The 24847-nt window shown below is 39.0% G+C and carries 19 protein-coding genes; 13 read left to right on the top strand and 6 right to left on the bottom strand.

Annotated elements, in window-relative coordinates:
- Positions 1 to 186: 186 nt before the first annotated feature.
- Positions 187 to 1203 (top strand): alpha/beta fold hydrolase, encoded by a 1017-nt coding sequence (locus H5161_RS15290; protein ID WP_182769607.1) that lies wholly within the window; start codon positions 187 to 189, stop codon positions 1201 to 1203.
- Positions 1204 to 1314: 111 nt separating this feature from the next.
- Here the strand turns inward: H5161_RS15290 and H5161_RS15285 are convergent, their stop codons facing one another.
- Positions 1315 to 2112, bottom strand: a complete 798-nt coding sequence (locus H5161_RS15285) for a M48 family metallopeptidase (protein WP_004335391.1) — start codon at positions 2110 to 2112, stop codon at positions 1315 to 1317.
- A 198-nt stretch (positions 2113 to 2310) separates the two neighbouring features.
- Here H5161_RS15285 and H5161_RS15280 point away from each other — a divergent pair, with 198 nt between their 5' ends.
- Positions 2311 to 3513, top strand: coding sequence for a Bcr/CflA family efflux MFS transporter (locus H5161_RS15280; RefSeq protein ID WP_182197406.1), 1203 nt, complete (start codon positions 2311 to 2313; stop codon positions 3511 to 3513).
- A gap of 26 nt (positions 3514 to 3539) precedes the next feature.
- On the opposite strand, the gene grpE is transcribed toward H5161_RS15280, so the two are convergent.
- Both grpE and H5161_RS15270 read right to left on the bottom strand, forming a co-directional pair.
- Positions 3540 to 4151 carry a nucleotide exchange factor GrpE gene (gene grpE / locus H5161_RS15275; RefSeq protein WP_024597391.1) on the bottom strand — a complete coding sequence of 204 codons (612 nt, stop codon included), beginning with the start codon at positions 4149 to 4151 and terminating at the stop codon, positions 3540 to 3542.
- A gap of 58 nt (positions 4152 to 4209) precedes the next feature.
- Positions 4210 to 5175, bottom strand: coding sequence for an HrcA family transcriptional regulator (locus H5161_RS15270; protein WP_004335385.1), 966 nt, complete (start codon positions 5173 to 5175; stop codon positions 4210 to 4212).
- Between the two features lie 154 nt (positions 5176 to 5329).
- Between H5161_RS15270 and nadK the strand changes: the two genes are divergently transcribed.
- From nadK to H5161_RS15250, 4 genes are all read left to right on the top strand, one after another.
- On the top strand, positions 5330 to 6214 hold the full coding sequence (gene nadK / locus H5161_RS15265; protein WP_004335384.1) for an NAD(+) kinase: 885 nt from the start codon (positions 5330 to 5332) through the stop codon (positions 6212 to 6214).
- Positions 6215 to 6291: 77 nt separating this feature from the next.
- Entirely contained in the window at positions 6292 to 6849 is a 558-nt protein-coding gene (locus H5161_RS15260) for a hypothetical protein (protein WP_182695626.1), read from the top strand.
- Positions 6850 to 6924: 75 nt separating this feature from the next.
- On the top strand, positions 6925 to 8598 hold the full coding sequence (gene recN, locus H5161_RS15255; RefSeq protein ID WP_182769606.1) for a DNA repair protein RecN: 1674 nt from the start codon (positions 6925 to 6927) through the stop codon (positions 8596 to 8598).
- Between the two features lie 32 nt (positions 8599 to 8630).
- The gene (locus H5161_RS15250) at positions 8631 to 8954 is read left to right on the top strand and encodes a hypothetical protein (RefSeq protein WP_182733692.1); all 324 of its coding nucleotides are present in this window, start codon (positions 8631 to 8633) and stop codon (positions 8952 to 8954) included.
- 13 nt (positions 8955 to 8967) lie between these two features.
- Here H5161_RS15250 and H5161_RS15245 read toward each other — a convergent pair whose 3' ends face one another.
- Positions 8968 to 9990 (bottom strand): GGDEF domain-containing protein, encoded by a 1023-nt coding sequence (locus tag H5161_RS15245; RefSeq protein ID WP_404936167.1) that lies wholly within the window; start codon positions 9988 to 9990, stop codon positions 8968 to 8970.
- A 266-nt stretch (positions 9991 to 10256) separates the two neighbouring features.
- On the opposite strand from H5161_RS15245, the gene H5161_RS15240 reads away from it, so the two are divergent.
- On the top strand, positions 10257 to 10793 hold the full coding sequence (locus H5161_RS15240; protein WP_182769605.1) for a hypothetical protein: 537 nt from the start codon (positions 10257 to 10259) through the stop codon (positions 10791 to 10793).
- A gap of 59 nt (positions 10794 to 10852) precedes the next feature.
- Here the strand turns inward: H5161_RS15240 and H5161_RS15235 are convergent, their stop codons facing one another.
- On the bottom strand, positions 10853 to 12268 hold the full coding sequence (locus tag H5161_RS15235) for an FAD-dependent oxidoreductase (RefSeq protein WP_004335378.1): 1416 nt from the start codon (positions 12266 to 12268) through the stop codon (positions 10853 to 10855).
- A gap of 9 nt (positions 12269 to 12277) precedes the next feature.
- Entirely contained in the window at positions 12278 to 16735 is a 4458-nt protein-coding gene (gene gltB / locus H5161_RS15230) for a glutamate synthase large subunit (RefSeq protein ID WP_004335377.1), read from the bottom strand.
- Between the two features lie 698 nt (positions 16736 to 17433).
- Between gltB and H5161_RS15225 the strand changes: the two genes are divergently transcribed.
- The 6 genes from H5161_RS15225 to H5161_RS15200 all read left to right on the top strand — a co-directional run bounded on the left by H5161_RS15225 (position 17434) and on the right by H5161_RS15200 (position 24693).
- A complete protein-coding gene (locus tag H5161_RS15225; protein WP_182769604.1) occupies positions 17434 to 18687 on the top strand; it encodes an efflux RND transporter periplasmic adaptor subunit in 1254 nt (417 codons plus the stop codon).
- 42 nt (positions 18688 to 18729) lie between these two features.
- Positions 18730 to 19440, top strand: a complete 711-nt coding sequence (locus H5161_RS15220) for an ABC transporter ATP-binding protein (RefSeq protein WP_004335374.1) — start codon at positions 18730 to 18732, stop codon at positions 19438 to 19440.
- Between the two features lie 3 nt (positions 19441 to 19443).
- On the top strand, positions 19444 to 20757 hold the full coding sequence (locus H5161_RS15215; RefSeq protein ID WP_182769603.1) for an ABC transporter permease: 1314 nt from the start codon (positions 19444 to 19446) through the stop codon (positions 20755 to 20757).
- An 11-nt stretch (positions 20758 to 20768) separates the two neighbouring features.
- On the top strand, positions 20769 to 21977 hold the full coding sequence (locus tag H5161_RS15210) for an ABC transporter permease (protein WP_182769602.1): 1209 nt from the start codon (positions 20769 to 20771) through the stop codon (positions 21975 to 21977).
- A gap of 71 nt (positions 21978 to 22048) precedes the next feature.
- Positions 22049 to 23380 carry a sigma-54 dependent transcriptional regulator gene (locus H5161_RS15205; protein ID WP_182769601.1) on the top strand — a complete coding sequence of 444 codons (1332 nt, stop codon included), beginning with the start codon at positions 22049 to 22051 and terminating at the stop codon, positions 23378 to 23380.
- Positions 23380 to 24693, top strand: coding sequence for a PAS domain-containing sensor histidine kinase (locus H5161_RS15200; protein ID WP_182769600.1), 1314 nt, complete (start codon positions 23380 to 23382; stop codon positions 24691 to 24693). Before H5161_RS15205 ends, H5161_RS15200 begins: the two co-directional genes overlap by 1 nt.
- Positions 24694 to 24847: the final 154 nt, after the last annotated feature.

Below are 24847 nucleotides of genomic sequence, written 5' to 3'. Positions count from 1 at the left end.
CTCGTTTTACCCTACATTAATAAGCGAAGCTCTATTTTAGCTTCGCTTTTTTCATCTCCAAATTAAACAACGTTGAGCATGACAAAGCCTCAATTGAATAGTACTTAATGTTTGGTTACTATAATGAATTATTCTGAGTTTTATATATTAGAGCTCATATTATTTGTCCTTAATTGGAGTAACCAAATGTCGTCGATTAAAGTTATTTGCTTTTCTACTTTATTGTTATTAACAAACAATGCATTAGCGAGCACAACGCTAGATACCTCTTCACTTTCTTATGATGCACTTTTAAGCAGTTATCAGTACGACTTTAAAGTAAATTACTTTAACATTGAGTCACAAAAACAGTCCCTTAAAATGGCGTATATTTACTTAAAGCCTACCAAATCCGACATGCCTACAGTGACGCTTATGCACGGCAAAAATTTTAATGCAGATTACTGGACTACCACTGCGCAATACCTGCAATCTTTAGGCTACGGCGTATTAATTCCTGATCAAATTGGTTTTGGAAAATCATCTAAACCAACTAATTACCAGTATTCATTTGCGGCTCTTGCTCATCATACTCATGCGTTAATGGACTCACTTAATATAAAAGAGTCAATTGTATTAGGGCACTCTATGGGTGGGATGCTAGCGAGTCGTTTTGCACTAATGTACCCAAACACAACTAGTAAATTAATTTTACTTAACCCTATTGGGCTTGAAAACTACCTGCAGTATGTTGATTACAAAGATACAAATTTTTTCTATAAAAACGAATTTTCAAAAACGCCAGAAGGCGTAAGAAAATACCAACAAAAAAATTACTACGATGGTAAGTGGAATGCCACATATTCAGCCTTAACCGACTTTATAACAGGGCAAATACAAGGCCCGGATAAAGAACAAATGGCATGGGTAAATGCAAAAACATACGATATGATTTTCACTCAACCTGTAATAACCGAATTTAAAGATTTAACTGTACCGGTTAAATTAATTATTGGTACACGCGATAGAACCGGCCCTGGCCGTAACTGGAAAAAAGACGGTGTTGATTACGAGCTTGGTCGATATGATAAATTAGGCAAACACGCTGCCACACTTATCCCTGACGCACAATTATTTGAACTGGATAATTTAGGGCACTTGCCGCACATTGAAGATTTCGAACGCTTTAAAAATGTATTTAAACAAGCACTTGCTGCTGAATAACCACGCTTAAAAACTAAAATAAAACCCCTGTAGGTAAAATACTTACAGGGGTTTTATTTTAATTACGCATTAATACTAAACGTACACTACTTCAGATAGTAAAGCGCTTAACTACAGTGTGCATTGTGGGTTTTTACCCTGTGCTTTAGCAGTGCTTTGCTCGCTAAGTGCTTTACTCATTTGCGCTTGTAGATTTTTAATACGGTTACTTGGCGCTGGGTGAGTAGATAAAAACTCAGGGGTTGTACCGCTGCCCGCTGCACTCATATTTTCCCAAAGTGTAACCGACTCTTGTGGATTAAACCCCGCCTGTGCCATTAAATCCAGACCTATAGTATCGGCTTCTGATTCGTGAGAGCGGCTAAATGGTAAAACAACTCCATATTGTGCGCCCAAACCTAAGCCTTGCATAATTTCGTTACGGTATTGAATATTACCCATTTCAAGTGCAGCACTACCAAGCTGCATACCGGTATCTAAAATAGAGCTTTGTGAAACACGCTCATTAGAATGCTCAGCAATTACGTGCCCTACTTCGTGCCCTAGTACTGTTGCTAGTTGGTCTTGATTGGTGGCTATTTTTAGTAAGCCCGTATGAACCCCAATGTAACCACCAGGTAGTGCAAAAGCGTTAGCAGATTCATCTTCAAATACTACTACTTCCCAATTTTGCGACGCGTATTCTTTTGGTAATACAGCGACTACTTTTTCAGCAATACAATTTACATAAGAATTTGTTTTAGCATCTTTATTAATTGGTTGGCTTTTTTTCATATCTGCAAAGCTAGCAGTACCCATTTCACTCATTTGTTGATCTGAGTAAAGCGCTATTTGAGTACGTCCTGTTGGTGACGTTTTACAACCGGCTAAAACGGCTGTCGCTAATACTGCAAGTACTAGTTTTTTCATGATAATTCTCTTAAGTAATGAATTTTTTATTGCTTGTAGAATAGCAAACACAGTACCAATTTAAAATATTTGCTTTATGTACCGTTATATTAAAAAAAAAGCAATATGACGATAAACTTAGCGGGCAAACTAAGTTTATCCAAATACAATGCCCTGTTACACTATAACCCTTGTTTTTAGTGATTGTTGAGTTTACACATGGACGCCTCAGCCTCGTCTTTTAATACCCGTATTTTATTGCCTTTATTAGCCAGTATCGTGGCGATTACGCCATTGGCGATAGATATGTACTTACCTGCCATGCTGGTAATTGCAAACGATTTACACACTAATATGCCCAATGTACAAATATCGTTGAGTATTTACTTAGCAGGCTATTCATTAGGGATGCTATTTTTTGGCCCCATTGCCGATCAAATTGGCCGCCGTAAGCTTGCACGTATCGGCTTAACCTTATTTGGTGCAAGCTCACTTGCACTGGCATTTACCACCGAAATCCATGCTTTTTGGACTCTTCGAGCAGTGCAAGCATTTACGGGAGCGGCAGCAACGGTAGTAGTACCGGGTATTATTCGCCATATTTATCAGCAAAATACAGCTAAGGGAATGTCGTATGTGTCGATGATTATGATGGTAGCGCCGTTAGTTGCCCCCTCTGTTGGCTCGTTTATTTTAGGATTTTCTGTTTGGTCAACCATATTTTTGGTTCTTGCTGGGTATAGCTTTTTAATATTGGCGTTTGTGCAAGTGTATCTAATTGATATTCCTATTCACAAAAACGAAAAAAAGGGTCTCGCTCTATTTTTTGATAGCTATAAAACAGTACTCAGTAATAAAGATGCACGTGCCGACATACTCAGTTCTATGTTTGTATCGTTTGGATTTTTTTGCTTTTTGACCTCAGTACCATTTATTTATTTAGATTTATATGAAGTGTCAGAACAGTTATTTGGTGTGTTATTTGCCTTTAACGTAATGGCGCTGATGTTTGGTAACTTTTTAAATACGCGAATTGTACCAAGGCTGGGCTCTCGAAAAATGCTCTATATTGGGCTTACATTTGGATTTGTATCGGGGCTGGCTTTGTTAACATTTAGCTTATTGCATTTATCACTTTATTATATTGTGGCTGCTATTGCGCCATTAATGATGAGCTTAGGCGTCACTGCAAGTAATGCTGACTCGCTAATATTAATGAAGTTTGAAAAAAACACAGGCACGGCAACGGCCGTAATTGGCACACTTCGTTTTGGCAGTGGCGCATTAGTTGGCCCACTACTCGCTATTATGCATGCAAAAAGCGCAGTGCCGTTTTCAAGTTTAATGTTCAGCGCTGTTTTGCTTACTATGCTCGTACAGTTAATTCACTATAAAAAAGACAAAAAAAATGCCTCAATATGAGGCATTTTTTAAAACTAATAATTCAATTAAGCATCAGCAGCTTTAGAAACCATAACCATTGCAGGGCGTAATAAACGACCATTCAATGTGTAACCTTTTTGCATAACAGCAAGTACTGTATTAGGTGTTACATCGTTACTTGGTTGAATTGACATTGCTTGATGAAAATCTGGATTAAACTGCTCACCTTGAGGGTTTACAATTTCAACACCAAACTTTGCAACAGCATCGTTAAAGCTTTTAACTGTCATATCGATACCTTCAAGCAACGGCTTTAAAGTCTCATTTTCTTTATCAGAAAACTCAATAGCACGCTCAAGATTATCAATTACAGGTAGTAATTCGTTAGCAAATTTTTCTAGTGCAAACTTATGCGCTTTTTCTACATCTTGTGCTGCACGACGACGAATGTTGTCTACGTCTGCTGCAGCACGAACAACACCATCTTTTTGATCAGCAATAGTTTGTTTAGCAGCTTCAAGCTCTGCATATAGCATAGCTATTTCTGCTTCAGGGCTTTGCTCTTCTTCTGCATGTTGATCAGCGGCTTCTACTGCTGCTTCTACATCAGCCTGCATTTTAGAAATTTCTTCGTTTAATTCTACTTCTTGCTCAGGGTTTTGTGTCTGCTCAGACATAAAATACGTGCTCCAATTCTTTACAACTGCGGTAATTATGGGGATTGAATAAAAAGATTCAAGAGTTAGATGCCTCAATTAATTTAAATTCTCGAATTATTTCTTCGATTTGCGCTGATTTAGGGCAAATTATACAAAAGCGGCTTTGGTATTCTTGATTTTGAAAGTACGGCACGCTTATTACGATCAATTCATCACACTCAGTAAAAGGCAATTTTTCGCTATTAAGTACCGATACACCGTTTTTAAAAGCGAGTTTATCTTCTACATAATTTAAAAACGAAACACCAATATTTAAACTTTGCTCACAATCGATTTGTTTATAGAGGTAATTTTCGCCAACTACAATACTATTATCTGAGCCTAATTTTTGACTTAGTTGTCGCGTCCATTGATTAAGCGAATCATGACAATTTCGAGGCGCTGTATTTGCCATCGCCTGCATACGATACAAACCCTCCATAAGAGTTTGTTGGCTAAATACGGTATTCAACCATGTTGCAAACTGATAACGAACAGAATCTGACGAATCATGAGGTTTATCAATACAAATGTTGTGGCTCTGCCCAGCCCTGTCTATTAATAGAATAAGCCAGTCGGTAGAATCAAAATCAAGCACTTCTACTCTAAACACTTGCTGCGAGCTGGCTTGTGGTAAACCAACACAACAACATATTTGGTATTTTTGGCTCAAACCATGCGCTAGTTCAACGAGTTGTGATTGCTCTGGTTGCCAATAATTAGCAATGTCAGCGAGTGGAAAAAACTCGTCAAACCAATAATCAAACCCTTCATTTGTGGGCACTCGTCCTGCAGATGTATGAGGTGAATACAATAGCCCCACTTTTTCTAAGCGAGCCATAGCATTACGAACCGTAGCCGAGCATACTGCCATGCCTTTGAGCTTGGCAATTTTTGTTGATGGAACAGGCAAGCCTTCACCATTACAGTACATGTTCATAACAGCTGAAAAAATTTGCTGATCTCGTGAGTTTAGTTTCATGGTATCTACATCTTGTTGCATGAAAGAGATATCGGGGCGTTTAGTTGTTTTTCAAGTCGTGCAGTTAACTCACTGCGAATAAAATTGAAGGTTTATAATATTGCTATAATCTGTATTTTCAAACACTTCTGTTTTGAGTTACTCTACAATTATTAAATCTTTTTGTGCGTACATTATGGACTCTCCTTTTAATACCATAGGCCTAATTGGCAAACCTAATCACCCGGGAGCCGCTGCTACCCTTCAGCGCTTACATACATTTTTACTTGCGCTTGGTTTTGAGGTAATAGTAGAAAAACGCACAGGGAGTCAATTAGACGATATCCCTCATGACAAACTTGTTAAGTTAGTCGACTTAGGAGAACAAGCCGATTTAGCTATTGTTGTAGGCGGTGACGGTAACATGCTTGGTGCTGCACGCGTGCTTGCGCGCTTTAACATTGCTGTTATTGGTGTAAATAGAGGTAACCTTGGCTTTTTAACTGATTTAAACCCTGAAGGGTTTGAAGCGAGCTTAGAGCAAGTCCTCAGTGGTGAGTACCTTGAAGAAAAACGCTTTTTATTAGAAGTAGAAGTATATCGCCACAACGAATTAAAGAGTGCAAACTCAGCCGTTAACGAAGCGGTACTTCATGCCGATAAAGTAGCGCATATGATTGAGTTTGAAGCTTTTATAAATAATGACTTTGTGTTTTCTCAGCGCTCTGACGGTTTAATAGTATCAACCCCTACTGGCTCTACGGCATATTCACTTTCAGGTGGCGGGCCAATTTTAACGCCAGAGCTAAATGCAATATCGTTAGTACCTATGTTTCCTCATACCTTATCTAGCAGACCTTTAGTTGTCGATGCCGATAATGAAGTTCGTTTAAAGCTAAGCCTAGAAAATACAGATAGCCTACAGGTAAGTTGCGACAGCCATGTCGTGCTTGCCGTATTACCCGGCGATGAGGTAGTAATTAAAAAAGCGGATAAACAATTGCGTTTAATTCATCCAAAAAATTACTCGTACTACAACGTTTTACGTACAAAACTAAATTGGGGTAGTCGTTTGTACTAATTTTATTGCCAAAAGTTAAACGATAGAGCAAAATATTAGTAACAACTAAAAATTAAACATTTCAGGAACAAACGGCAATGACTTATGTAGTATTCTTTGCTTTACTGCTATTAATTACACTTTTATACAGTTACCTCAAAATTGAGAGTAATCGCAAAAAAGCAATCGAAGCTAGAAAAAAGCTATTTAATGAACGTGTTTCGCATGTAAATTCACGCCTTAGAGTAAAACTTAATGATCTTCTTGATGCTAAAATAATTCGCCCAAAATACGTTCCTCGTATTCAAGCTATTGTAAATAATTTTTTTGTTGTGCAATCGCATACAGACGAGAATTTGCAACAACTTGAAGATACCGCTGACCTACTAATTAATACGTTGTCCAACGAGTTAATTAAAACTAATCAAACGAATATAATCCAGCCATTGATTGATAATATACAGTACTTTGTATCTGAGTTACCTCAGCAAGGAATTTTATACAATAAGAGTTTTTACCTAAATACTTTACCTCCACTTATCGGACTACTTAAAACCGAAGACATTATACAAGCTACTGATATTGTTGATGATCAAATTGATACCTCCCCAAAAACTTCTGATACACAATTTACTCAAGATGTAAGCGTTGCATAAATAATAAAAAATTAATTTGCAAAAAACCAAAACACTGTATAAATTAACAGTTAATTGACTGGATGGATAAACAGTATGTTAATTGGTTTAGAAGTTAAAAATTTTGCAATTGTTAGTAATTTAAGCACAGAATGGCGCAGCGGTATGACCGCGATCACTGGCGAGACAGGTGCTGGTAAATCTATTGCTATTGATGCGCTATCATTATGTTTAGGTGAACGAGCTGAAGCATCAGCAGTGCGCCCAAGCTCTGATAAAGCAGAAGTGTGCGCTCAATTTGACCTAACAGATTTACCGCTAGCTCAATCGTTTTTAGAGCAACATATGTTAAACAATGACGATAATGAATGTTTATTACGTCGTGTTGTTTGCAAAAATGGACGCAGTAAAAGCTATATTAATGGCAGTGCCGTTACCGCATCACAATTAAAAGAACTTGGTCAATATTTAATATCTATTCATGGACAACATGCCCACCAACACTTATTAAAAGCTGAGCATCAGTTACAGCTTTTAGATGCCTATGCAGGGCATCACCACTTAGTAAATGATGTAAATAACAACTATAAACAGTTTGCTAACTTACAAAAAGAATTTAAACATTTAGAGCAACAACAGCAGAAACAAGCAGCGCAAAAACAATTGTTAGAATACCAAGTTGCAGAGCTCGATGAGTTTGCCTTACAAGAAGGTGAGTTTGATTTAATTGAGGCCGAGCATTACAAACTTAGTAACAGCCAAACAATATTAGAATCGTGCCAACGTGAATTACAATACTTATATGAAAGTGATGAACAAAATGCTTGTTCAATGCTGCAGCACAGTGCCCAACAATTCGCTGAGCTGGCTCAATACGACGAAATCTTAGCAGGCGTAGCAGCGCTCCTTAGTGAAGCCGCAGTACAAGTTGAAGAAGCAAGCCGTGAAGTTCGAAATTATACTGAGCAAGCAGATTTAGATCCTGCTCGTTTAGGTGAAGTAGAAAATAGACTAAGCGGTGCGATGGATTTAGCGCGTAAGCATCACATAAAACCACAGCAGCTAGTTGAGTTTCATCAATCGATTGCTCAGGAGCTTGAGTCAATAAGTAATAATAGTAATCGTCTGGAGCAACTAGAGTCAGAAATAGAAAGCGCGTTAATTAGTTATAAGCAAGCTGCCGATGAACTAAGTAAAAGTCGCTATGAGTATGCTAATACACTTAACACACTAATAAGTGAAAGCATGGCTAATTTATCGATGGAAAACGGTGTATTTGAAATAGCTTTAACTCAAGAGAGTAGCCGCGCACCTAATAGCTTAGGGTACGATAATGTGTCGTTTTTAGTATCAACTAATCCGGGGCAACCACTTCAGCCGTTAGCTAAAGTAGCCTCAGGTGGTGAGCTTTCGCGAATTAGCCTTGCTATACAGGTAATTATTGCCCAAAAAGTAACAACCCCAACGCTTATTTTTGATGAAGTTGATGTAGGTATTTCTGGCCCTACAGCATCAGCCGTAGGCAAACTATTGCGCCAGTTAGGTAAGTCTACTCAAGTGATTTGTGTTACCCATTTACCGCAAGTTGCTAGTAGCGCACACCAACAATTTTTTGTAGCTAAAGAAATAGCACAAGGCGAAACGTTCACTCATATGCTGCCTTTGAATAAAGATGGTCGTATTAATGAAATAGCTCGCTTACTTGGTGGTGATAATATCAGTAAAACAGCTAAAGCGAATGCTAAAGAACTAATAATGGCCCATGCCTAATATTGGTTAATAGAGCTTTGAAGGATTAAATAATGCACAGTACTTTAGTTAATTTTTGTATCATTTTAAGTTGGTTTTTATTAGCGCTAAGCAGCTGTTTAATTATTTTTAGTAAATATAAGCATACTTACTTTAAACAGCGTTTACTGAGGTTTTTAAATAGCTTTTTAGTTCTTCAGATAATCGCTGTAGCCTATTACTTTACTAGCGAAAAAGTAAATAACCTAAGTGACTTAGGCATAAGTTATTGGCTATTAATTACAATGCAGATTGTCTGTAATGCAATGTGTTACATGAGCGTAAAGCGCAGAAAGGCTAAAATAAAGCCATCACTTGATTCGTTTTCAATGGATTAAAGTAGATAAACTTTTAAGAAGAACATGTTCTGTTTTTACCTTGCGCTTTTGCTTTATAAAGTAGTTCATCAGCACGCTTGATATCAAGATCAATTGAGCGTTCGGCACTTGCAGAGATAACACCAATACTTAGCGTAATATTGGTACTATCTGAAAATAAGCTCACAGCTGAAGCTTCAAGGGCGTTGTGGATTTTTTCTGCAACTTGCTCCCCCTGCTCAACTGTTGCATTTGGGATAACAATTAAAAACTCCTCTCCGCCCCAACGTGATGCAATCGCATTTTTTGGAATACTTTTATCAAAGGTTTTAGCTAACTGAATAAGTGCTTCATCGCCAAAATCATGGCCGAATTGATCATTAATTTTTTTAAAATTATCTACATCAGCTAATAAAATTACAAAGGGAGTATTATTATCTTTCAGCTCACTTTTAAAAGCCACAAGCTTATTCATGGTATAGCGACGGTTTGGCAGGTTAGTGAGTGGATCTATAGTTGCTAAAAATTCATTTTTTTGACTCAAAGCAATTATTTTACTGCTGTATTTTTCTCTTGAAAACTCGTAGTAGCCACTCAGCGACGCGACAATTATAAAAGCGAGTATGATTCTGATAGGAAACTGTTCCGGACTATAGTCATATATATTGAATGTATCAGCGCAGTAAAAGCCTAAAACAATCGCTAATAAAAACAAAATTATATCAAATGTACCTCGTTTAAGTCCGCGTATTGAATAAGTAACAGGAGACACTATGAATATCCATATAGGCCCTGTTCCTTGTGCTCCACCAGTGAGGACTAGGTAAAACATTAGTGCATAAAGGTTGTATAAAATTATAGTGCCTGACTTCTCTACTCCCCTACTTATGCTAAATGCCAATAAATAAACAAACGAAGAAACAACCAGGGTACACGCTAATAAATAACTGCTATTAATAAATGCTAAGCTAGCCATCGAAAACGTTGCTATAAACCCTATTGAAGAGAAGAATCGAACAATGAGTTTCCTTTCCGATTTGTTTGAATATTCGTACATAATTTCTATTTATTTTATTAATGTATAAAAGCCTACTTGTATGTAAAAAGTAAGCAAACCGTAAACAGCGTGCGATAATGAACCAACTTTATATTTAAATCAACTCCAAAGATTAGTTATTTAGGCTTGATAAAAGTGTATATTTTAGTCATTATTTACCTTTATCAGGGATGAATACGGTTATTGTAATGTATGATCCCATGATGTAATACGCTTTATTTAAAGAAATAAAGCCTAGGATAAAACAATAACGTTAAGGATTAAAAATGAATAAACTTGCTCTTCTTGTTCCTGCACTAATAGTACTGAGTGGCTGTAAAAGTAATGATATAACTCGCGCAGTTAAAGATGGTATTAACGGTGCTGTAAATAGTGTATCTAGCTCTAGCAACCAATCAATTAACTCTTCAAATCAAAGTGCTTATACAACGACGCAAACAAAAGTTTTAGCGTATAAAGCAACAAAAGAAGCTAGAGATTATGGCCAAATAACGTTAGCTAGTACAGCTGAAAATCAAAAAAAACAAACTCGAGTTGCTATAAATAAGTGCCTGCATCCTCGTGTAGGTGAAGTAAAATGTAAGGCTTATATGTATGAGATTAGCCCTCAAGGCTGGTTAATAGATGCCCAAAGCAACCGTATTTGGCTCGAAACAAGAACAACCCACTATGACAAGGTAGTTCCTTCTGGTAGTTACTATATGAAAGTAAGAACGGAAGGTGTCGCTAAAGAAAGTTATGCTACAGGTGATATTAATATAATACCGTTTGTTACTAACTACGTTGACATTACATTCGAATAAAACAAATAAAAAAGCAAGCCAGTTGGCTTGCTTCTTATTCATTTTATTAATACGAACAATTAGACTTTTAAATAATCCATAATACCTTCTGCAGCATTACGTCCTTCAAAAATAGCGGTTACCACTAAATCTGAACCACGCACAATATCGCCACCAGCAAATATTTTAGGGTTCGTTGTTTGATGTGTAAATTCACCTTGTTCTGGAGCATTAATGCCGCCCCAGTGGTTTATTTCTACATCGTATTTTTCTAACCAATCCATTTTGTGAGGCTGGAAACCAAATGCCATAATAACTTGGTCAGCTTCAATCACATGCTCTGAACCAGGTACTTCTTCAGCACGACTTCTGCCATTTGCGTCAGGTTCGCCTAATTTAGTTTTAACCATTCTAACGCCAGTTACTTTACCTTTATCGTTCAATACAATGCCTTTAGGCTGAACGTTATAGGTAAATATAACGCCTTCTTCTTTGGCGTTTTTAACTTCACGTTTAGAACCAGGCATATTTTCTTTATCACGACGATAAGCACACGTTACTTTTGCAGCATTTTGACGAATAGACGTACGCACGCAGTCCATCGCTGTATCACCACCACCAAGTACAACTACTTTTTGGTTAGCCATATCAATACACGGCTGCTTAGTCTCGTCATAGCCCATTACACGGTTAGTGTTACCAATCAAGAACGGGAGTGCATCGTGAACACCTGGTGCATCTTCATTTTCAAGACCTGCACGCATACTTTGATACGTACCAACTCCTAAAAATACGGCGTCGTAATCAGCTAAAATTTGATCAAGCGTAATATCAACACCTACTTCAACATTTAACTTAAACTCCACGCCCATTTCAGTGAAAATTTCACGGCGCTTTTGCATCACTTCTTTTTCAAGTTTAAAAGAAGGAATACCAAACGTGAGTAGTCCGCCAATTTCTGGGTGACGATCAAACACTACTGGTTTTACGCCGTTACGAACTAAAATATCAGCACACCCTAAACCAGCTGGGCCTGCACCAATAATAGCTACTTTTTTGTCGGTCCAAGTTACATAAGACATATCAGGCTTCCAGCCCATTTTAAATGCCTCATCGGTAATGTATTTTTCAATATTACCAATTGTAACCGCACCAAACTCTTCATCTAATGTACACGAACCTTCACACAAACGGTCTTGTGGGCAAACACGCCCACACACTTCTGGTAAGCTATTTGTACGATGAGAAAGCTCTGCTGCCTCTATAATACGACCTGTGCGTATTAACTTTAACCATTGTGGAATGTAGTTATGTACTGGGCACTTCCACTCACAATACGGGTTACCACAATCTAAACAACGATCAGCTTGTGAGTTAACCTGATTTTCTGAAAAGGGTTCGTAAATTTCTACGAAAGATTTTTTACGTGACGAGATTGGTTTTTTGCGTGGGTCTACACGCTGCACGTCTATAAATTGATATACATTTTCGCTCATACTGCCCCCTTATTGCGCCTGAACACGTAGTTCGGCACTACTGCGAGCGCGATGCCCGAGTAAACTTTTTACGTCGCTTGATTTTGGTTTTACTAATTTGAACATCGGTAAGTACAGTTCAAAGTTAGCTAAAATGCTTTCTGCTCTGCACGAACCCGTAAGCTCTAAATGCTCAGCAATTAAGCCGCGTAAATGTTCTTGATGCGACGTTAATTCGTCTAGTGTTACTATTTCTACAAGCTCTGGATTAATGCGTTTTTCAAAATCATTTCGCTCATCTAAAATATAAGCAAAACCACCAGTCATACCCGCGCCAAAGTTAACACCTACATTACCAAGTACACACACAACGCCACCGGTCATGTATTCACAACCGTTGTCACCTACACCTTCAACAACCGCTTGCACACCTGAGTTACGAACTGCAAAGCGCTCACCGGCACAACCCGCTGCAAACAGTTTTCCGCCTGTAGCGCCGTACAAACATGTGTTTCCAGCAATGGTTGCTTTATGACTTTCAAAAGATGAGCCAAGTGGTGGACGAATAACTAACTTACCGCCTGCCATGCCCTTACCTACGTAATCGTTAGCATCGCCAACCAATGTCATTTCAAGACCACCGGCATTCCAAACACCAAACGATTGACCCGCCGTACCGTGTAATTCAATTGCTACGGGGTCTGCCGCCATACCTTGATTACCGTGTTTATCAGCAATATAACCCGAAAGCATTGCACCTACAGAGCGGTCAGTATTACAAATACGACTCACAAGCGAGATACCGCTTGACGTATCAATTGCCTCTTGCGCTTTAGCTAATAAACTTTCGTTTAACTTACCTAGATAATGCGAACTGTTAGGCGCACTACAATAAAGCGTTTCGCCAGTTGGGTTGTTCGGCTGAGCAATAACAGACGATAAATCAATTTTCTTCTGCTTTGCAGTTTTGCCTTCAATTTCTTCTAATAAATCTAAACGGCCAATTAAGTCAGTTAAATTTGCAACGCCTAGGCTAGCCATAATTTCACGCGCTTCTTGCGCTATAAACTTAAAGTAGTTCATCGCCATTTCTGGTAAGCCGTGATAATGCTTTTGACGAAGTGTTTCGTCTTGTGTTGCAACACCGGTCGCACAGTTATTTAAGTGACAAATACGTAAGTATTTACACCCAAGGGCAACCATTGGACCAGTACCAAAACCAAAGCTTTCAGCACCTAAAATTGCCGCTTTAATAATATCTAAACCTGTTTTTAAGCCACCATCTGTTTGCAGGCGAATACGATGACGAAGGCCATTTTCAACTAGTGCTTGCTGTGTTTCAGCAAGTCCAAGCTCCCATGGGCTACCCGCATATTTAACAGAAGTAAGTGGGCTTGCGCCTGTACCGCCATCGTAGCCAGAAATAGTAATTAAATCGGCATATGCTTTAGCAACACCTGTTGCAATGGTTCCCACACCTGGCTCTGAAACAAGTTTTACAGAAATAAGTGCTTTAGGGTTTACTTGTTTTAAATCGAAAATTAGCTGTGCTAAATCTTCAATTGAGTAAATATCGTGATGTGGTGGTGGCGAAATTAACGTAACACCTGGTACCGAATAACGAAGCTTAGCAATATACGGCGTTACTTTTTCACCCGGTAATTGTCCACCTTCGCCTGGTTTTGCACCTTGCGCTACTTTAATTTGAATAACGTCAGCACTGCGTAAGTAATGAGGCGTTACACCAAATCGACCTGAAGCGACTTGTTTAATACGCGAGTTTTTCTCTGTACCATAACGCAGTTTATCTTCACCGCCTTCACCAGAGTTTGAACAACCACCTAAGCGGTTCATTGCAATTGCTAGCGCTTCATGAGCTTCTGGTGATAACGCACCAATACTCATTGCTGCTGAGTCAAAACGCTTGTATAGGTTTTCTGCAGACTCTACTTCATCGATGCTTATACCTTGCTCAGGTAGTTTAAGCGCTAACATATCGCGCAAAGTCGCAATTGGACGATTATTAACTAAATCAGCGTACGCACTGTAGTCTTTATAATCACCTGATCGAACCGCTTTTTGCAGGGTTTGAATAACATCTGGATTATAAGCATGATACTCACCACCGTGAACGTACTTAAATAAACCACCGTGGCTTAATAATTTACGCTTACTTAAAGCAAGTTTGTGCAAACTTTGCTGATCGTCATCAAAGTCGGTAAAGCATGCACCTTGTATACGACTTGCAACGCCTTTAAAGCACATTTCAATAATCGCATCAGATAATCCCACCGCTTCAAACAACATTGAACAACGATAAGATGCAACCGTACTTATGCCCATTTTAGACATAATTTTGTACAAGCCTTTATTAATGGCTTTACGATAAGCAAGGGTCACTTCGCAATACGACTTATCAATAATTTTGCTGTCGCTCATCGCAACTAACGATTCATACGCAAGGTATGGATAAATTGCCGTAGCACCAAAACCTAATAGCACAGCAAACTGGTGCGCATCTCGCACGCTGCCAGTTTCAATGATAATATTTGATTCACAGCGCAAGTTGTTATCAACTAAGCGTTTTTGTACCGCACCTACAGCCATAGCTGCTGGAATTGGTAAATTTATTTCATCAAAGTTACGGTCAGTTAAAATAAGCATGATACAGCCCGCAGCTGCTTTTTCTTGTGCTTGGTCACAAATACGCGTAACCGCGTTTTCTAAACCCTCTTCAACTGTATAGGTAATATCAATTTTACAGTAGCTGTAGTGCGCTTCATCAGCATTTAATAGCTGCTGCATGTCTGCGTACATTAAAATTGGTGTATCAAACTGTAGGCGCTTAGCGTGGCCCGTTGTTTCGTTAAATACGTTTTGCTCACTACCAATACAGGTTGCAAGCGACATTACATGGTTTTCACGTAGTGGATCGATAGGTGGATTTGTTACTTGCGCAAATTTTTGGCGGAAGTAATCATAAAGTGAACGATGCCCTTCACTAAGCACAGCAAATGGCGTGTCATCACCCATTGAGCCTGTCGCTTCTTGGCCGTTTTCACCCATTACACGAATAACGCTATCAAGCTCTTCGTTGGTATAACCAAACATTTTTTGATATTTAGCTAGCGTTTCGTCATCAAATGAGCGATTACCAGCGTCTTGCTCAGTAAGTTCTTCAAATGGAACTAAACGTTTAACGTTTTCTTCAAGCCATGACTTGTAAGGATGGCGAGATTTTAAATCTTGATCGATTTCATCCGAGTGCCAGATTTTGCCAAGTTTAGTATCAATAACTAATAATTCACCTGGACCAACACGGCCTTTTTCAACCACTTCATCGGCAGTGTAATCCCAAATACCCACTTCTGATGCGAGCGTAATAAAACCATCTTGTGTAATTACATAACGTGCTGGGCGAAGTCCATTACGGTCAAGGTTACACGCTGCAAAACGACCATCCGACATAACAATACCGGCGGGGCCATCCCATGGTTCCATATGCATAGAGTTAAAGTCGTAAAATGCACGTAAATCATCGTCCATTGCACGGTTTTTTTGCCATGCAGGTGGCACGAGCATACGCATAGCGCGGAATAAATCCATGCCACCAGCTAAAAACAGCTCAAGCATATTATCTAGGCTTGATGAATCAGAACCGGTTTCGTTTACAAACGGCGCTGCGCTTTGTAAATCAGGAATAAGCGGTGACGCAAACTTATATGAACGTGCGCGTGCCCACTGGCGGTTACCTTCAATAGTATTAATTTCACCATTGTGTGCTAAATAGCGGAAAGGTTGAGCTAAAGGCCAACGCGGTTGTGTATTAGTAGAAAAACGCTGATGAAAAACACAAATCGCACTTGTCATACGAATATCAGCTAAATCTAGATAAAAATTAGGTAAATCTGCAGGCATCATTAAGCCTTTATAGATAGTTACCAAACCAGATAGACTTGCGATATAGAAAGCTTCATCATCAACAATGCGCTTTTCAGCGCGGCGGCGTGCTACATATAAGCGACGCTCTAAGTCTTTAGAACGCCAACCTTCTGGCGCGCTAACAAAAATTTGTTCAAAACCTGGTAATTGCTGTACAGCAATAGGACCCAACATAGATGGGTCGGTTGGTACAACACGCCAACCTAAAATATTTAGCGTTTCTTTTTCTAATTCTTCGCTAAGTATTTGTTTTGCAGCTTGTGCTAAAACAGGGTCTGAATTTAAAAATATCATACCCACTGCGTAGTTTTTGCCTAAGTGCCAATTATGTTCACTGGCAATTGCACGGAAAAAGCTATCTGGTTTTTGTAATAATAAACCACAGCCATCACCTGTTTTACCATCGGCAGATATACCGCCACGGTGCTGCATGCGATCAAGCCCCGTAATAGCAGTACGAATAAGCCTATGACTAGCTTGACCATTAACTTGGGCTATTAAGCCAAAGCCACAATTTTCTTTTTCTAACTTTGAGTCGTATAACATAGACCCCTCCCCTTGCTGCACTGTTAGCGTGGATGAACTGCTCGACGATTTGCTAACAGACGGACAAAACTAGCCTCTATCTTAAATAGAGTCAATAGCACTTTGAATACATATTCACATTCTTGAATATTTCTCACTTCATAGCAAGATTTCTTTTTATCATTATTTTTAACATTTAGCGTTATTTTAACCACTATTTTTTCATGACACTGGTGTCAAGTTTAACATATTGTAAAAAACACAAGCGCTCAAAGTCGCAGCTTACGTAAACGTAAAGACAAGCAAAAGTGAATAAGTATTCAATAAATGAAGGGCTATTCAGTTAACATTTAGATAGTTTTATGCTATTTCATTACTTTAATGGCTTAACATCCCCGATTATTGCAGCTCATTAGTATAGTTATGAAAGTTCATGTCATTTTTTGTACGTTAATAGTGAATTTTTATTTAAACCAGTGTCCGATGCGGACACACAAACTGTCCGCGGACATGAATTTAAAGAACAAAAAAATAAAATCACTTAAATATCAATACCATAATTGTTGGCATATTAATCGTATAGCTTTATATATAATCGCTAATTGGAATTACTATGTTTACTCTAAGCTTATTTTTACTCTCTCCTATTGCCGCAATTTGCACAGCAGCTTTATTACTGCTGTGCGAAGAATACATAAAAGCAAGGTAGGGGAAATTAAATGATTAAAGATACCAGCGCACAAGACGTACAAGTAAAGGCTCCTATAAGCTATAAAAAATACGCGATAATCACTGCGATTGTTTTCATTGTGGTCTCTGCAATTGCTTATATTTTTTTAACTAGCCATAGCGCTAAAAGCTCTATTAGCCGCTCAATAGTGCAAATTGCAAAAGTACATGTTAAAGCACTTATTCGGGACATTGCCGCCAGTGGTAAAATTGTTGCTGCCAATGCCCCTCAAATCTATAGCCCGGAACGTGGATTTATAGATTTAAAAGTAAAGGCCGGTGATACAGTAAAGCAAGGCGACACACTTGCCCTGCTGCAAAGTCCTGAGTTGACTAATGAATTAAAGCAACAGGAGTCTGTACTTAAAAGGCTTGAAGGCGAGCAGCAAAGGCAACATTTGCAAGCAAGACGCCAAACACTCACCTTAAATAAAACACTCGATATGGCACAAGTTGAGCTTAACGCCGCTGAGCGCGAAAATCGTCGTGCGCAGTTATCAATTCAAAAGCACTTAATCAGCCAAATTGATCTTGAAAAAGCAGTTGATGATTTATCACGTGCAAGGCTCACATATAAGCATGCACAACAAGAGGTATTACTTGCCAAAGACACGCTCGCCTTTGAACTACAAGCAGCTAAAAGTGATGTAATCCGCCAACAACTTATTGTTGATGACTTAATCCGAAAAGTAAGAAACCTATCTATTAAGGCTACCGTTACAGGGATTGTGGGTAACCTATTAGTGCAACAAAAAGCCGCAGTGACGCAAAGCCAACCTCTTATGACTCTCGTCGACTTAAGTAATTTTGAAGTCGAACTCCAAGTACCTGAAAGTTACGCCAACGAATTAGGACTCGGTATGGAAGTAGAGCTTAAGTTAGGCAATGAAACAGCGATGGGGAATTTATCCGCCATATCACCAGAAGTTAATAATCGTGAAGTAACAGCACGCGTCCGATTTAAAGGTGTTACTAACAACATCCGTCAAAACCAACGCTTAACTGCACGTATTTTACTCGACAACCGAGAAGGTGTAATGCAGGTAAAACGCGGCGCTTTTATGCAGCAAGGCGGAATTTTTGCTTATAAGGTAGAAGGCAATATTGCAAAGCGTATACCTATTACAATAGGCGCCACCAGCATTAATGCGGTTGAACTTTTAAGCGGTGTTAAAGAAAACGATGAAATTATTATTTCAAGCTACAGCGACTTTAAGCAAGCCGATACGATTTTATTAAATTAAACAGACGTTCTCAACCAACGCTAAAAATAATTAGGAACAACCATGTTACAAATGAACAATGTAAGTAAAGTATACCAAACAGAAATGGTACAAACCCATGCGCTTCGAGACTTTAACCTGCAAGTAAACGAAGGCGAATTTATTGCTGTTACCGGTCCTAGCGGCTCAGGAAAAACAACCTTTTTAAATATTGCAGGTATGCTCGAGCCTTTTAACGAAGGTGAGTACCTGTTAGATGGCGTTAATGTTGGTAGCCTAAACGATAACCAACGTGCTGATTTACGTAATCAAAAAATTGGCTTTATATTCCAAGGCTTTAATTTGATCCCCGATTTAAATTTATATGAAAACATAGAAGTTCCTCTTCGCTATAGAGGGATTAAAGCAAATGAGCGAAAACGTCGAATTGAGCAATGCCTTGAACAAGTTGGTTTAGCATCTCGCGCTAAACACTTACCTCAGCAACTCTCCGGTGGCCAGCAACAACGTGTGGCAATAGCCCGTGCGCTTGCTGGTGAACCTCGTTTTTTACTTGCCGATGAGCCAACAGGTAACCTTGACAGCTTAATGGCTCGCCAAGTTATGGAGTTACTTGAACAAATCAATCGCGACGGTGCCACTATTGTAATGGTAACGCATGATAGCGAATTAGCCCGCCGTGCTCCGCGAAATATTCAAGTAGTTGATGGGCAACTTGCCGACTTTACACTTTATCAAGGCGCGCAAACTATAAAAACAGCATCGGGGGTTTAACTAATGTTTATTCATTATTTAGATTTAAGTTGGCGCAGCTTCAAGCGCACCCCATTGGTTAGCTTTTTAATGGTACTTGCCATTGCGATAGGTATAGGCATAACAATGACCAGCCTTAGTGTTTATCACATGATGTCGGCCGATCCTATACCAGAAAAAAGCAGCCAACTTTACAGTGTGCAATTACAAACAATGGACGATGGTAGTACGTGGTGGACAGAAGATAACATGCCACTGCAACTGACCTATCAAGATGCTGAGAACTTATTAAACGCACCCACGCCAGAGAAAAAAGTGGCTATGATGCGTACCGGTTTCTCAGTTTATCTAGACTCCGACAAAATAAAACCTTTTATAGGTAATGCTCGCATGACAACGCCTGACTTTTTTAGCATGTTTAATTTGTCATTTTTATACGGGGGGGCTTGGAGCAAAGAGCAAGAAGACTCTGCCGCACCTGTGGTTGTTATTACCCAAGAGATAAACGATAAACTATTTGCTGGAAAAAACTCTGTCGGAGAACTGATTTACTTAGATGATGCAAGCTATCAAGTAGTTGGTGTTATTAACCATTGGCCTCTCAATATTAAATATTATGATTTAAATAACGGTGCATTTAATCAAGTAGAAGAGTTATTTATGCCCTTTAGCTTAATAAAGACAAAAGAGCTAGTAAGTTGGGGCAATAGCAACGGATGGAAACACGAAAACACACCAACCTTTGCAGATAAACTGCAATCTGAGCAAGTATGGATCCAGTTTTGGGCAGAGCTAAATACGCTTGAACAAAAACAAGCCTATCAAAATTACTTATTAGCCTATATGCAAGAACAACAAAAACGTGGTCGATTTAATCGTAAAGAACTTGAGTATAAACTTCGCGATGTAAACCAATGGATGCAATACAACAACGTCGTCACCGAAGACAATAAAATTTTAGTGGGCCTGAGCTTTATGTTCTTAGGTGTCTGCTTAGCCAATATTTTAGGTTTACTTTTAGCTAAGTTTTTACGCAGAGCGCCAGAAGTAGGTGTAAGACGCGCATTAGGTGCTAGTAAAAGGCAAATATTTTTACAGCACTTAGTTGAGGTCGCCCTGCTTGGCTTTATAGGTGGCATGCTAGGAATTGTACTAGCACAACTTGGCTTAATGGGCGTAGGGCAAAGCTACGACTACTATGAAAACTTAGCGACAATGGATTTAACCATGCTATTGAGCGCCCCATTGATTGCAATTACAACCTGCATTTTAGCTGGTTTTTACCCAGCTTGGTTAGTGTGTAAAACCAATCCTGCTATTTATCTTAAGAGCCAATAAGGAATGTCACAATGTTAGAAATAAAACCTATATTTAACGCCTTATGCCGCTCAAAGGTGGGCGCTGTATTACTGCTAATTCAAATTGCAATTACCACAGCTATAGTCAGTAACGCTGCGTTTATTATTCAAGATAGAATTAGCTATTTAAACCAAGAAACGGGCTACCCTGAGCAAGATATATTTAAGTTTAATGTAATGACCTTTGGTACTGATATTAACTTAAGCCAGCAGTTTGAGCTTGATGAAAGCATGCTTAGAAAAATGCCAGGCGTAGCTGATGCCGCATTAAGCAGTAGTATTCCGCTATCAGGGGGTGGCAGCGCTTCGAGCTTTAATTTAAAACCTGCTCCACAAGAAGGCCTAAGTGTCAGGACCGCTTATATTTTTATAGATGACCACGCAATTAATACCTACGGCGTTAACTTAATTGCAGGGCGAAACTTTACCGAAGATGAAGTGCTCGTTACAAACGAAATTACACAAAAGCGCACCAACGTCACTATAGTCACTAAAGCCTTACTTGATGAGCTCTACCCTGATGGAGATGGTTTAGGAAAAATAGTTTATTTTGGCGACCTACCACTTAAAATTATTGGCGTGATCGGAAAAATGAAAGGCCCGTGGCTCAAAGACAGTAAACCCGATAATCTTGCGTTAATTCCTTATATTAAAGCAGCAAGTTATGCACAAGTTGCCGTTCGTACTAAGCCTGGTCAGCGAGCAGCTGTAATGAAAAAAATAGAAAATGCCATGCTCGAAAATTACAGCAAACGCGTTATTAACAACATTAAAGGGCTTGATGAATTAAAAAATGAGTATACCGCTCAAGATCGCCTTATGATGCGCATGCTCATAGTATTAATCACTATTTTAGTGCTTATAACCGCTCTCGGTATTTTTGGCTTAACCTTATTTAATATTAGCAAACGTACTAAGCAAATTGGTACACGCAGAGCACTTGGCGCAAGAAAGTCAGCTATTGTTAGCTACTTTTTAGTAGAAAATGCATTAATTTGTAGCCTAGGTTTAGCCTTAGGTGTAGTAACAGCAATACTACTTGGGAAAATGTTAATGCAGTATTTTTCTGTAGCCGCACTACCGCCAAGTTATATAGCCGTTACCGCCATTGCTGTATTTTTAATGAGTTTACTTGCAGTATTAGCGCCGGCTAAACGCGCTGCCAATATTTCGCCCAGTATTGCAACTCGCACTATTTAATAATATGTAAATCACTATACTACACTGCTTAGTAAGGCAGTGTAGCCATTAAAAAATTATAAAAATAACCTATGACTCATAAAATACTCATTGTTGATGATAACCAAGCAGTACTCGACGCACTTTCATTGTTGCTCGAGATCCACGATTTTTCGGTAGTCACTGCAACAAATCCATTTGATGCTTTGCAAATAGTTCGCTATCAGCGAATTGAGCTTGTAATCCAAGACATGAACTTTACCAGCGACACCACCTCTGGCGAAGAAGGTAAAGCGTTGTTTTATGAACTACGAGAAATAAACCCACACCTACCTATTATACTTATTACAGCCTGGACCGAACTTGCCACCGCCATTGAGCTTGTAAAAGCCGGTGCTGCTGATTACTTACCAAAACCCTGGGATGATGCAAAACTACTAGTTTGTATCAGTAACTTAATAGAGCTAGGCAGTGCTAAAAAAATAATGGCGACGCATAATCGCCATCAACAAGAACGTGAAGGTACATTTAAAAATGCAGACCTTGCTGGGCTAATATTTAAAAGTACTGCGATGGAACGACTGGTTACTATGGCGCTTCAAGTGGCTAAATCTGATATATCTGCATTAATTACAGGCCCTAATGGGAGTGGCAAAGAGTGTATTGCGCATATTATTCAAAAAAACTCCCCGCTTGTATCGCAGCCTTTTATTAAGGTAAACGCAGGTGCACTTCCGCAAGAACTTATAGAGGCCGAACTTTTTGGCGCTGAAGCCGGAGCATATACGGGGATAACCAAACAACGTATTGGTCGATTTGAAGCAGCTGATGGCGGTACGTTATTTTTAGATGAAATTGGTAATTTACCACTTTCAGGACAAATAAAATTACTACGCGTACTACAAACCGGCGAGTTTGAACGTTTAGGCTCAACACAAACACGAAAGGTAAATGTGCGGGTTATATCGGCTACTAACGAAAACTTACTACAAGCAATTCAACAAGGTCGATTTAGGGAAGACTTATATTATCGTCTTAATGTAATTGAGCTCAATTTGCCTGCCCTAAGTGAAAGACAAGATGATGTTTTAGCACTTATTAGCCATTTTTTACCTCACCGAGAGCTGACTATACACACAGAGCAAGCACTTCAACACTACAAATGGCCGGGTAACGTTCGAGAGCTAGAAAACGCTTGTAAGCGTGTAGCGGTACTAAAACCTACAGGTGCGCTTAAAGTCGATGACTTTGCACTATCGTCACCGGTTACTGCTCAACAAGAAGCAAAAGCAGAGCCTACCAAACAGGAAATAGAACACGCAATGCGCGCTCATCAAGGTGTTATAGCCAAAGTGGCCCGTGAATTTGGTTTAAGCCGACAAGCTCTTTATCGTCGATTACAAAAAATGGGTATTGATTATTAATGCCAAACATTATTAGCAACTTTACCCTAAGCCAAAAGGTTGTATTAATTTGCGGGCTTTGTAGCGCGCTGCCTGTTGTTATTATTGCCGCGCTAAGTGGCTTTGATATTTACTACACTCTGTTTTTAATATTACTAACGCTTACATTTAGCACTCTGCTTTCAAGAGCTCTCACCAAGCCAATAAAGCTTGGCATGCAATCGCTTGAAACCGGATTACTTAATTTTAAAGATGGTGAGCTCTCCAGTTTGCTTGCGTATAAAAGTAATGATGAACTTGGAAAACTATGCCAACTTTATAATCAAACCGCAAAACAGCTTCGCCAAGAAAAACAATGGATTTACCAGCGCGAGTTAATGCTTGATAAAGTTTTGCAAAGCTCGCCGCAAGCGTTATTGCTGGTCAATGATAATAATACGGTGGTATTTAGTAATTTAATTAGCCGTAGTTTATTTAATAGCGCAACTCGCCTTGAAGGTATGCAGCTAAGTAAATTACTCGAAAATTCGCCTCTGCAATTAGTAGCAGCTATAGAGCACGGTATTGATGGCCTCTTTAATATAGAAATAGAGAATCAAGACTCGCAAACTTGGCATTTAGCCACTGGGGAGTTTTTACTTAATAATCAAAAGCATCATTTATATATATTTAAACAGTTAACCCGTGAACTTAGTCGTCAAGAAGTTGCGGTGTGGAAAAAAGTAATACGCATTATTAGCCACGAATTAAATAATTCACTCGGCCCTATGTCATCCATGCTACACAGCGCACAATTGCTCGCAAATAAAGTTGATGAGTCTCGTCTTGCCCGTGTATTTGCAACTATTGATGAGCGAATTAGTCATTTAACTGAATTTGTACAAGGCTATGGCAAGTTTGCTAAATTACCTCAGCCACAAAAAACGCGGGTTAACTGGCAAAACACCCTCAATAATTTAAAAAACCACTGGCAATTTAGCTACGAAATAAAAAATTCACACAATGAATTACAAGCTGATCAAACACAACTCGAGCAGCTGCTCATAAACCTATTAAAAAATTCACACGAGTCAGGTTCCAATGCTAATGAAATACATATTCAGGTCGAGTTTGTACCCCAAGCTTGTGTTATAAATGTAAGCGACTGCGGCAAAGGAATGAGCGAGCAAGTAATGGCAAATGCTTTAGTGCCCTTTTATTCTACAAAAAGTACGGGGAGTGGTTTAGGGTTAGCCTTATGCAGAGAAATAGCAGAAGCGCACCAAGGGCATATAAGTTTACATAACAAAATAGAGGGCGGCTTAAACGTTCAAGTGAGCCTTCCTTATTCATAAATTTACACAAATTAAAAACAACAAAGCCACTTAAAAAGCTGTCTCTTATACACAAATCCCTGCTAAGAAATTAGCGGGGATTTTTTTGAACTAAATCTCAATGTCATGATCAGATCTTCAAATCTTGTTTGAGGGCACATTATGATTAACGAAC

This window comes from Pseudoalteromonas sp. SG43-5, assembly GCF_014164345.1.
Taxonomy (GTDB): Bacteria; Pseudomonadota; Gammaproteobacteria; order Enterobacterales; family Alteromonadaceae; genus Pseudoalteromonas; species Pseudoalteromonas distincta.
This window is presented reverse-complemented; position numbering and strand designations above follow the sequence as displayed.